The organism is Clostridium sp. (assembly GCF_051654825.1).
In the GTDB taxonomy this organism is placed as follows: Bacteria; Bacillota; Clostridia; order Clostridiales; family Clostridiaceae; genus Clostridium.
This window is the reverse complement of record NZ_JBOFYU010000122.1, coordinates 1-11783: the sequence shown is the minus strand read 5'-3', so window position 1 is coordinate 11783 and position 11783 is coordinate 1. Positions and strand designations below refer to the sequence as shown.

General features: G+C 28.7%; 12 protein-coding genes and 1 pseudogene. 9 read left to right on the top strand and 4 right to left on the bottom strand.

Translation table 11 applies throughout. The annotated features are described in order from the left end of the window. Positions 1-152 precede the first annotated feature (152 nt). The 6 genes from cobA to ACRDBA_RS07535 all read left to right on the top strand — a co-directional run bounded on the left by cobA (position 153) and on the right by ACRDBA_RS07535 (position 6600). Complete coding sequence (gene cobA, locus ACRDBA_RS07560; RefSeq protein WP_438572316.1) at positions 153-1625, top strand: uroporphyrinogen-III C-methyltransferase; 1473 nt, start codon at positions 153-155, stop codon at positions 1623-1625. 72 nt (positions 1626-1697) lie between these two features. Then, positions 1698-2666, top strand: coding sequence for a porphobilinogen synthase (gene hemB, locus ACRDBA_RS07555; protein WP_438572315.1), 969 nt, complete (start codon positions 1698-1700; stop codon positions 2664-2666). A gap of 1 nt (position 2667) precedes the next feature. Then, complete coding sequence (gene hemL / locus ACRDBA_RS07550; RefSeq protein WP_438572314.1) at positions 2668-3945, top strand: glutamate-1-semialdehyde 2,1-aminomutase; 1278 nt, start codon at positions 2668-2670, stop codon at positions 3943-3945. Positions 3946-3968: 23 nt separating this feature from the next. Then, entirely contained in the window at positions 3969-4745 is a 777-nt protein-coding gene (locus ACRDBA_RS07545; RefSeq protein WP_438572313.1) for a sirohydrochlorin cobaltochelatase, read from the top strand. Between the two features lie 157 nt (positions 4746-4902). After that, positions 4903-5616 (top strand): hypothetical protein, encoded by a 714-nt coding sequence (locus tag ACRDBA_RS07540; RefSeq protein WP_438572312.1) that lies wholly within the window; start codon positions 4903-4905, stop codon positions 5614-5616. 198 nt (positions 5617-5814) lie between these two features. Beyond that, the gene (locus tag ACRDBA_RS07535) at positions 5815-6600 is read left to right on the top strand and encodes a formate/nitrite transporter family protein (protein WP_438572311.1); all 786 of its coding nucleotides are present in this window, start codon (positions 5815-5817) and stop codon (positions 6598-6600) included. A gap of 77 nt (positions 6601-6677) precedes the next feature. On the opposite strand, the gene ACRDBA_RS07530 is transcribed toward ACRDBA_RS07535, so the two are convergent. Further along, complete coding sequence (locus ACRDBA_RS07530) at positions 6678-7700, bottom strand: branched-chain amino acid aminotransferase (protein WP_438572310.1); 1023 nt, start codon at positions 7698-7700, stop codon at positions 6678-6680. A 341-nt stretch (positions 7701-8041) separates the two neighbouring features. Continuing rightward, positions 8042-8209 carry a hypothetical protein gene (locus ACRDBA_RS07525; protein ID WP_438572309.1) on the bottom strand — a complete coding sequence of 56 codons (168 nt, stop codon included), beginning with the start codon at positions 8207-8209 and terminating at the stop codon, positions 8042-8044. Positions 8210-8295: 86 nt separating this feature from the next. Here ACRDBA_RS07525 and ACRDBA_RS07520 point away from each other — a divergent pair, with 86 nt between their 5' ends. After that, entirely contained in the window at positions 8296-8673 is a 378-nt protein-coding gene (locus ACRDBA_RS07520; protein WP_438572308.1) for a RidA family protein, read from the top strand. Between the two features lie 55 nt (positions 8674-8728). Here ACRDBA_RS07520 and ACRDBA_RS07515 read toward each other — a convergent pair whose 3' ends face one another. Both ACRDBA_RS07515 and ACRDBA_RS07510 read right to left on the bottom strand, forming a co-directional pair. Continuing rightward, entirely contained in the window at positions 8729-9466 is a 738-nt protein-coding gene (locus tag ACRDBA_RS07515; RefSeq protein ID WP_438572307.1) for a TIGR03915 family putative DNA repair protein, read from the bottom strand. 17 nt (positions 9467-9483) lie between these two features. Then, positions 9484-10833, bottom strand: coding sequence for a putative DNA modification/repair radical SAM protein (locus ACRDBA_RS07510; RefSeq protein WP_438572306.1), 1350 nt, complete (start codon positions 10831-10833; stop codon positions 9484-9486). A 310-nt stretch (positions 10834-11143) separates the two neighbouring features. Here ACRDBA_RS07510 and ACRDBA_RS07505 point away from each other — a divergent pair, with 310 nt between their 5' ends. Both ACRDBA_RS07505 and ACRDBA_RS07500 read left to right on the top strand, forming a co-directional pair. Then, a complete protein-coding gene (locus ACRDBA_RS07505; protein ID WP_438572305.1) occupies positions 11144-11392 on the top strand; it encodes a hypothetical protein in 249 nt (82 codons plus the stop codon). A gap of 107 nt (positions 11393-11499) precedes the next feature. Further along, positions 11500-11783, top strand: a pseudogene (locus ACRDBA_RS07500) (spermidine/putrescine ABC transporter substrate-binding protein); the annotation flags it as partial.

Below are 11783 nucleotides of genomic sequence, written 5' to 3'. Positions count from 1 at the left end.
TCTGAGATAATAGGAAATGACTTGTATATGATGGGAACATTTATGGTAAATGGAAAAATAATAAAAAAAGATATAATAGGAAGTAAAGAAGAAAATATAGAACTTGGAATAAAGTTAGCAGAAAAAATACTAAGAGGTTAGGGGGATGCTTTATGAGCAAAGTTTACATAATTGGAACAGGACCAGGAGATGAAGAACTTTTAACTTTAAAGGCTGTAAGAAAGTTAGAACAATGTACAGCAGTTCTTTATGACAGATTAGTATCAAATAATATACTTAATTATCTTTCAGAAGAGTGTGAAGTATATTATTGTGGAAAAGAGCCTGGGTGCCATTATAAAACACAAGAAGAAATAAATCAAATGATAGTTAAGCTTGCAAAGGATGGGCACATAGTTGGAAGAATTAAGGGGGGAGACCCATATGTTTTTGGTAGAGGTGGAGAAGAAGTTCTTTCATTAGTGGAAGAAGAAATAGAATTTGAAGTTATTCCAGGAGTAACTTCACCTATATCAGTATTAAACTATGCAGGAATTCCAATTACGCAAAGAGGGATGGCTCAAAGCTTTCATATAGTTACTGGAATGACAGCTGGAGTACAAAATATTAATTGGTCAGCATTAGCTAATGAAAAAGGTACATTAGTTTTTATGATGGGATTAAATAATCTAGATAAAATAGTTGAAAACTTAATTAATAATGGGAAAGATAAAAGTACACCATCAGCTGTAGTAATGAGGGGAACATCATCTAAGCAAAAAAAGGTAATAGGAACTTTAGAAAATATAAGTGAAAAAGTAAAGGAAGCAGCACTTGAATCACCTTGTATTATTGTTGTAGGTGAAGTTGTAACTTTAAATGATAAATTATCTTGGTATGAGGAAAAGCCTTTATTTGGAACTAATATTTGTGTAACTAGGTCAAGAGAGCAAGCTTCAAATCTTAAAAATAAGCTGAGAGAATTAGGAGCAGAAGTTACTGAAATCAACTCTATAAAAATAGAAGAAACTAAAGAAAATTTAGGACCTTATGTAGATAAGTTAGATGTTTATGATCATATATTATTAACCTCAGTTAATGGAGTTAATATGTTTTTTGACTTTGTAATAGAAAATAGAATTGATATTAGAAATATAAAAGCTAAATTTTCAGTAGTAGGAAAGGCTACTAAAAAAGCTTTAGAAAAAAGGGGAATTCAAGCCTTTGTTATGGCTCGTGAATTTGTTGGTGAAGGTTTGTTTAAAGCATTAGAGCCACATTTAAAAGAAGGAGAAAAAGCATTATTACCATGTTCATCATCAAGTAGAGAATACTTAAAGGATAAAATGGAAAAACTAGGTTTACAAGTAGATAGAGTTCATACATATAATACTGTTTGTGGAGAAGTTAAAAATAAGAGAGTATTTGATGAAGTAGATATAATCTTATATACTAGCCCTAGTACAGTGAAAAATATGGTAGATATGTTTGGTATAGAAAAAATAAGAGAAAAAAGAAATATAGCTATAGGGCCTCAAACTTATAAGGCATTAAGTGAAAAAAATATTGAAAGCCATATGTGTAAGAAACATTCAGAAGATGGATTTTTAAGTGAAATAGTAGAACTATATAAAAGTAATTTTTAATTATTGTATAAATAATTAAAAAAGTTTAGAGATATATTTTAATTTAATATTAATGGAAGTTAGGTGGATTTTATGATAAATAGGGGTAGAAGGTTAAGAGTCAGCTCTTCAATAAGAGATTTAGTGAGAGAAAATACTTTAACTATCAATGATTTTATTTATCCTCTTTTTGTAGTAGAGGGAAGCAATATAAAAAAAGAAATAGCTACAATTCAAGGAAATTATCATTGGTCAGTAGATAAATTAGATGAAGCAATAAGAGAAATAGAAGAAGTAGGAATAAAAAGCATAATATTATTTGGAATTCCAGATAAAAAGGATGAATATGGTTCTGAAGCTTATAGTGATGATGGAATAGTTCAAAGAGCTATAAGAAAAATAAGAAGTATATCTAAGGATATTTATATAATTACAGATGTTTGTATGTGCCAATATACTACACATGGTCACTGTGGGATATTAGAAGGTGAAATAGTTCATAATGATTCAACTATAGAAAGATTAGGATGGATAGCCGTATCACATGCAAAAGCTGGAGCAAATATGGTAGCACCATCAGATATGATGGATGGTAGAGTTGGATATATGAGAAATGCTTTAGATGAAAAAGGATATGAATATGTATCTATAATGAGTTACTCTGCTAAATATTGCTCAGCATTTTATGGACCATTTAGAGAAGCAGCTCATTCAGCACCACAGTTTGGAGATAGAAGAACATATCAAATGGACCCTGCAAATGGAAAAGAAGCATTAAGAGAAGTTGATATGGATATTGAAGAAGGTGCAGATGTAATAATGATTAAACCTGCTATGTCATATTTAGATATAGTTAAAGGAGCAAAGGAAAGAGTAAATGTGCCAATATGTGCTTATAATGTAAGTGGTGAATTTGCAATGGTAAAAGCAGCAGCTAATGCAGGCTTAATAAATGAAAAGGCAGTAGCTCTTGAGATGTTATTATCTATGAAAAGAGCAGGAGCAGATATGATAATAACTTATTATGCATTAGAAGCTTCAAGATGGCTGAAGGAGGATTAATATGAAAAATGCAGTTATATTTCATGAATCTAATAAATATATGCCAGGAGGAGTAAATTCTCCAGTAAGAGCATTTAAAGATATGGGAGTAAATCCTCCAATTATTAGAAGTGGTAAGGGCGTAATAATTAAGGATGAAGAGGGAAAGGAATATATAGATTTTGTTTTAGCATGGGGACCTATGATATTAGGACATTGTGATGATGAAGTAGTTACTTGTATAAGAGAAATATCACAAAGTGCAATAGCATTTGGAGCTCCAACAGAATTAGAACTTCTAATGGCAAAGTTTTTATGTGAGAATCTAGATAATATAGAAATGGTTAGAATGGTTAACTCAGGAACAGAAGCTACTATGAGCGCAATTAAGCTTGCAAGAGGATGGACTAAAAAAGATAAGGTTATAAAGTTTGCAGGTTGTTATCATGGGCATTTTGATGGATTTTTAGTAGAAGCAGGATCAGGAGTATTAACAGAAGGGATACCAGGATGTTTAGGAGTACCAAAGGATAGTATAAAAAATACATTGATAGGTGTTTATAATGATGCAAATCAGGTAGAAGCACTATTCAATGAATATGGTGAAGATATAGCAGCTATTATAATTGAACCTGTTGCAGGAAATATGGGTGTTATAAAGGCAGAAGATAGCTTTATGATTAAATTAAGAGAACTATGTGATAAATATGGTGCACTTTTAATTTTTGATGAAGTTATGAGTGGATTTAGAGTTGATTTTAAAGGTGCTCAAACATTATTTAGCATTAAGCCAGATTTAGTAACATATGCAAAAATAATGGGTGGAGGGTTACCTTGTGGAGCTTATGGTGGAAAGAAAGAAATCATGGAGAGCCTTTCACCTTTAGGCGGAGTTTATCAAGCAGGAACAATGTCAGGAAATCCTGTAGTAATGGCAGCAGGACTTGCAACATTAAATAAATTAAAAAACAATAAAGATGATTATTATAATCATATAAATGAAATTGGTGAAAAGTTAGAAAAAGGAATGTTAGAAATAAGTAAGGAAAAAAATATTCCAATGACAATTAATAGATATGGTGGAATGATGACTATCTTCTTTACAGATTTAAAGGAAGTAAAAAGTTATGAAGATGTTAAAAAGTGCAATGTTGAAACATTTAAGAAGTATTTCCTTCATATGTTAAGCAAAGGGTTTAATTTACCACCATCACAATTTGAAGCCTTATTTTTATCTACAAAGCATACAGAAGAGCAAATAGATAAATTCCTAAATGCATTTAGAGAATTTAATTTATAAAGTATAAAAGAGAGGTTTAAATTATGTCAAAAGCTATAGTAGTTGTTTCTTTTGGAACAGCAAATTTAGAAGCAATTAAAAAGCTAGATTTAATAGAAAATCAAATAAGAGAAACCGTAGGAAATAAATATAAAGTAATTAGAGCTTTTACATCAAAAGTATTAGTAAATATATTAAAGGCAACAGAAGGTATTTCAATACCTAGACTTGAAGAGGTTTTGTTTAATTTAAATAATGATGGATATACTGAAGTAATAGTTCAACCACTTCATGTAATGGATGGTGGGGAATATGCTTCAATAGAAAAAACAGTTAATGAGTATTATTATTCATTCCATAAAATTAAAATAGGAAAAAGTATTTTAGGATATATGGGTGAGGAATTAAAGGAGGCTTGCAAAAGTCTTGTTAATGCAATAATGGAGCAGATTCCTCAAAATAAAAATATAGTATTTGTTGGTCATGGATCTAAGACAATAACCAGTGAAGTATATTATATTTTAGAAGAAGCCTTTAAAAATGAAGGATATAATAATGTGTATATTGGGACTTTAGAGGGTGAAAGAACAAAGGAATCTGTATTAAATAGATTAAGAAAAGATAATATAGATGATGTAATTCTAATGTCTTTATTAATACTTCCAGGTAATCATGCTAAAAAGGATATAGCTGGGGAAGAGCGTTCTTGGTATAGTACCCTAAGAGATTCAGGAATAAATGTAGAATTAAGCTTAAAGCCATTAATTGAATATGCTGGTGTTAGAGAAATTTATATAAATAATATAAAAAAATTATTATAAATAATTGTTAAAATGAAATATAAAATCACATGTGTAATTATATTGTAATAAATAGTAATTACAATGTGATTTTTTTCTTATATATCTTTAAATTGTATAAATTTGATATTTATAGTAGAATGAATCTGAATAATATAAAAGGGGGAAGTTTTAGAAGGTGAAAAAGGATGTAGGTAAACTTATAGTTGGAATAGGTGCAGTTTGTTTAGCAATATATATTGGAGGATTTATATTATGGATAGCTTCAAGTATAGTTGTAGTAGCTTATATTTTTAAAGAGAAAAAAAAATACATAGGTATTAGTGGATTTTATAAAGACATAAAAAATGTGCTAGCAATAATAGCTGCAATAGTTTTATTAATTGTTGTACCAATAAATTTTATTAAATCATCAATTGAATATAGTAAAAGGGTACTTGAACAGCAAAAACAAGAATTTATTTTAGAAGGAGAAGGGTCAGAGGAAGAAAAAAGAGCAAGTGTATTAGATGCTAAGTCAAAATTTGAAAAAGATATAAAAGATGGTAAAGACATTAAAAGTTCAGGTATATTAACTAATGATCAGATAGAGAGATATACTATAAGTGAAGATGAAATAATTAAATATAATAGTGAAAGAGAAGTAAAGGAAAAAGAACAATATGAAAAATTAGCAAGGAAGTATGTTAAGGAAAACATTGAATCTACTCCAAAGAATTTTATAGGAACAAAATCTGCTTATAATGAAGATAAAACAAAATTAACTGTAAAAGGTAGATACACAGGAAAAAATCAATATGGGGTATCTATTAGAGGGTCATATGAATTGGAATATGATTTAAGTACAGAGGAAGTAATTAATTTAAACATAGGAAAGGAAAAAGTTGAATAATTAGTATTTAACGTTGATACTTTTAAATATGTTAAATAAATATCTTTACTGTTTTTAAAAGAATTGATTATTATTGGAAAAATAATTGAAAAATATATGATTTAGATGTATTATATATAAGTATGAGTTATAAAGTTTATAACTTAAGGGGAGTTATTGTTAAAAAAATAACAATAAAAATAATGTAGGTGGTGCAAAATGTATAGTAATGAAATTCATAACTTAGCTCATTCAGCTGAGGTAAAATCAGGATTATTCAACAGAAGCAAAACAAGATACATAGTAAGTGCTATGTTAGGAAGTTTATTTGTTAGTTTAGGTATTATGCTTATTTATTCAATTGGTGGAATTATGCATCATGCAGGTGTAGAAACTTACAAAATATTAATGGGAGCATCATTTGGTGTTGCATTAAGCTTAGTATTAATGGCAGGTGGAGATTTATTCACAAGTAATGCTATGATAATGACAATGGGTGCTTTAGAAAAAACAGTTTCATGGATGGATGCATTAAAGATTTGGATAGGAAGCTGGATTGGAAATATACTTGGTGGTGTTTTAGGCGGTGTATTATTTGTACAAGCTGGTTTAGCATCAGGAAAAAGTGAGTATATTGGAGAATTTATAGTTAGTAATGCTTATGCAAAAATAAGTGCTCCGGCAGGGCAATTATTTATAAGAGGTATATTATGTAATATACTTGTATGTTTAGCAGTATGGATGTGCTATAAGTTAAAAGAAGAAACAGCTAAGATATTAATGATATTCTGGTGTTTATTCACATTTATAACTGCAGGATTTGAGCATAGTGTTGCCAATATGGGATTCTTAGCAATGGGATACTTAATTGATCCATCAACTATTACATTAGGTGGATATGCTTATAACATAATAATAGTATCATTAGGTAACTTTGTTGGAGGAATATTATTCCTTGGTTTACCATATTACTTTATTACAAGTGGAAACAAAGATAAGAAATAATTTATATATTATATAAATTTAATAATAGAGTTTTTAAAAAAGGCTAGATTTTCAAATAAGAAAATCTAGCCTTAATTTTATACTTCAAATATCCACCCATCAGGAGCCTCTATATCACCTACTTGTATTCCACAAAGAATTCTATATAATTCCTTTATAGTTGGACCTACTTCAGTTTGACTATGGAATACATGCATTTCATTTTTATACTCAATACCTCCAATTGGAGTTATAACAGCAGCAGTTCCACATGCACCTGCTTCTTTAAATTCATCTAAGTTATGGACTAAAACGTCTCTTTCAATTACTGGCATATTTAAATACTTCTCAGCTATTTCCATAAGAGAATATTTAGTTATACTAGGAAGAATAGATGGTGATTTAGGTGTAATAAACTCACCAGATTTAGTTATTCCGAAAAAGTTTGCTGCCCCTACTTCTTCAATTTTAGTATGTGTAGCAGGATCTAAGTAAATACAGTCTGCAAAACCTCTATCAGCTGCAATTTTATGAGGATGTAAAGATGCTGCATAGTTTCCACCAACTTTTTGTCCTCCAGTTCCATAAGGAGCAGCTCTATCATAATCTGCAATCATAAAGTTACAAGGAGTTAATCCATCCTTAAAATATGCTCCAACAGGTATTGCAAAAACACAAAATATATATTCAGATGCAGGTTTAACACCTATATTATTACCAACGCCAATCATAAAAGGTCTTAAATAAAGTGTTGCACCAGTACCATAAGGCGGAACATAAGCTTCATTAGCCTGTACAACTTGTTTACATGCATCTATAAATTTCTCTACAGGAATTCTAGGCATTAGCAACTTATCATTACTTTCATTCATTCTTTTAGCATTTCTATCTACTCTAAATAATTGGATTTTACCATCCTTTCTTCTATATGCTTTTAGCCCCTCAAAGCATTGTTGACCATAATGAAGTGCAGTAGAAGCTTCACTTATGCTAAGCATATTATCTTCAACTAGCTTACCTTCATCCCAATTACCGTCTTTCCAAATTGAAATATATCTATAATCAGTTTTAATATAATTAAACCCTAGATTATTCCAATCGATATTAACATTTTTGTCCATTTTAAAAGCCCCCAATCAATTTTATTATATATTATTCTATCACTAAAATATGGAATCTTAAATAGAAATTACATAATTTATCTATTATTATGCGATAATCCTTATTGCAATAAAGTAAAAAAGATTGTATAGTTAATGTATAAGATATAATTGGAAAAAAATTCAATTATTAACTTTAAATATAATAAGATTTTCTTGAAAAATTAAAGCAAGTATATGCAGAATACTTGCTTTAATAAGGAAGTTAAAAGATATTAGAGAGATTTCATGTGGAGATTAATGGACCTTCGAAATAAGTTTCTTTGAAATCTTTCTGATATCAAAATTTGTGGAGGACGAGTTTAAAGGTCACAATTATCAGCTTCTTCTCCATATCGAACAGAACCTTCAGTAGAATAATTATCTTTAGGATCATTATCTATAAAGATACCATCGTTAGCTTTGGGAGAATTATTTTGATAATACTTGTTGTTTATTTTAGTATTTGTTTTAGAAGTTTTCTTAACCATATTAATTCCTCCATAATTAGATTATTTGTAATTAGTATTGGTTAAAATTAAATTAATATACAAGAACTTTAGAAAGGATGATAAAGATGAACAAAGAAATAATTTCTACACAAAATGCACCACAAGCCATAGGACCTTATTCTCAAGGGATTAAAATAGGCAATATGGTATTTACATCAGGGCAAATACCATTAAATCCAGAGACAGGAGAACTAGTTACAGAAATAAAAGCTGCAACAAAGCAATCTTTAGAAAATGTAAAAGGTGTTTTAGCGGCAGCAGGAAGTAGCTTAGATAAAGTTGTAAAGGTAGGGGTATTCGTAAAGGATATGAATGATTTTGCAGCAGTAAATGAGGTTTATGCTGAATACTTTAAAGAAAATCCACCAGCAAGAAGCTGTGTAGAGGTAGCAAGATTACCAAAGGATTCAATAATCGAAATAGAGGCTATTGCAACAGTATAATAGCAATAAATATATATAAAAATCGCTAAACTTAATAAGTTTAGCGATTTTTTATTTATTTAGTTTCAGTTAGGTGCTTCCAATAACGTTTAGGCATACTTCTTTTTTGAAGTTTAGGATTTAATCTTTCTTTTATAGTAGTAGAAGTAAAATAATCCTTCCAAAGATCAGAAAAATCATCAGTATGTTTTGATAGCAATAAATAATCTTCTCTAGACATTTCGACTATTTCCCAGGAAATTTTATTGTAAATAGAAGCAATTTGTCTATTAACATCATGTATTATCCAATTTTCATTAGAAAAACGTCTTTGAAAATGATCTGAAATAAGCTGAAGTATATCATTATCAGGTTCTATTGAAGCGTATAAAAAATTATCATTTATTGAATTAAACCTAACAAAGCCAGTAAATCTATGGGCTTCTAAGGAAACTCTTTTATTTATTAAGTCAACATTTTTAACTAGTTCTAAATGAAGATGATTGTGCACATTTGAACCTAGTTTAAAAGCAAGCTTTAAATATTTAAAACAAATAATTCCTTTATCAGTATAGTTTGATAAGTAAATCTTATATATTTTATTTAAACATAAGGGATCTATTTTACTAGAAATAGCTAACTGAACCTTTTGAGCCTTTTCTTTATTTGTATCAATATTAATTATTTCAGATAAGAGATCAGCTTCAAACTCATCTTTTGTACATATTTTACTTGGTGGAACCTTTGAATAAAATCCATCATAAATGGAAGTTAGTAAGCCTTCAAATGATCCATCATATATATAAACTAACATAATATATTCTCCATAAATTAAAACTCTCCAGTTAAGGAGGTAATCTTATCCTTAGGTAATAGTATTTTTTTAGGTGAGCTTAATATAATGCCACTTTCTGTTTTGGATAAATTATCATCAAAAAATGATAATTGCTCTGAATTTTGCTTTTCTAAAGCAGGTCTATCAGAATATAAAAGCCTATTTCTAATTTTTTCATCATCAAATTTAACATCACCATAGTACTTACCCTTACATGTTATAAAATATTGAGCTCTTTTTAATACAATACCAAGAGTTTTTAAGTTCTCAAAGGATAGAGAGTGAACTCTTCTAGTAGTCATTATTCTTTTAGCTGATTTTACTCCTATTCCAGGAATTCTTAAAAGCATATCATAGGAAGCTTTATTAACTTCAACAGGAAAGAAATTTATATTATTTAATGCCCAAGAAGTCTTTGGGTCAAAGTTTAAATCAAAACTTTCATTAGGGTCTTTTAATAATTCATTTGCCCTAAAGCCATAAAATCTTAATAACCAATCAGCTTGATAAAGTCTATGCTCTCTAACTAAAGGAGGATGAGTAATATCAGGGAGAACTTTAGTATCCTTTATAACAGGAACATAAGCAGAATAATAAACTCTTTTAAGTTTATATCTATCATAAAGATTTTGTGATAAATTAAGAATCTTAAAATCACTTTCTGGTGTTGCTCCAACTATAAGTTGAGTGCTTTGTCCTCCAGGAACAAAGAGAGGTGTAGACCTTATTTTCTTTTTTAAATCCTTATGCTCTAGAATTGAATTTTTAATAGTATTCATAGGAGCTAAGATATTTTCTTTTTTCTTTTGAGGAGCTAAAAGTTTTAAGCTATCTGAAGAAGGAAGTTCAATATTAACACTCATTCTATCAACATATTTTCCAGCTTCAGTTATAAGTCTTTCATCTGCTCCAGGAATAGCCTTTAAATGAATATATCCATTAAAGTTTTCTTCAAGTCTAAGCTTTTTTACTACTTGTAATAATAGTTCCATAGTATAATTAGGGTTTTTAAAAACAGCAGAGCTTAAAAATAAGCCCTCAATATAATTTCTCTTATAAAAATTTATAGTAAGACTAATAACTTCATCGGGAGTAAATGCAGCTCTTGGAACATCTTTAGTAGAAGCATTTACGCAATATTTACAATCATAAATACAATAATTAGTTAATAAAATTTTTAAAAGAGACACACATCTACCATCAGGGGTAAAGCTATGACAAATACCGCTATTTGAAGCATCTCCTAATCCATCAGATTTATTTTTTCTTTTAGATCCTGAAGAAGAACAAGAAACATCATATTTAGCAGCAGCAGAAAGAATCCGTAGCTTTTCATTTATATCCAATATAATCACCTTACTTATTTACGTATTAATATATAATATATTATACAGAACATACGTTTGTCATTCAAGAGTTAATAATTGTAAAGTGAAAGAGATAAGATTTAAACTCTACCATTCTCTACTCATTTAAAAAATCTCCTCTGTAAATTATATGTATACAATATAGTATACTTTTTAAAAGAAAATTCTACTGTGCTATTTAAGTATATGAAATATTTATTCGATTTTTTTATTTGTAAAATAAAAGTGAATAAATATAGGGGGATGGGGATAAGATAAAAGTGAAATATATATAAGAGGAGAGAATTTTATGTTTACAATAATGGCAATAAAAATTGATCCAAGAGATGCAGCAGCACCAAGGGTTCAAGATATTTTAACTAAATATGGGTGTATAATTCAAACAAGATTAGGATTACATGAAACAAGTAAAAATACTTGCTCAAATTCAGGGTTAGTTATTTTAAATTTATTACATGAAGAAAAAGAAGAAATAAAAAAATTAAGTGATGAGTTAAATAATATATCAGGTGTAACGGCAAAATTAATCGAAATTTAAGCTTTAAATGGTATATAAAGTAATATATTACTAATACTTTCTTGCAATATGTATAAATGGATATATAATATACATATTAAATATTTACTTTAAAGAGGAGAGAAGAAATGAAAAACTTAAAGAGAATTAGTGCTTTATTATTTAGCATTATTTTAACTTTTTCACTTTTTGCGGGATGTACATCAAAAAGTGAAAAGAAAACAATTAATATTTTAAACTATGGAGAAAACATTGCAGAAGGATTACTAAAGGAATTTGAAAATGAATATAACATAAAGGTAAACGAAGTAACTTTTGACACAATGGAAAAGATGTATATAGAATTAACATCTGGAAAAACAAAGTGGGATGCTGTATTAGTATCTGATTATATGGCTGATAGAGTAATAAA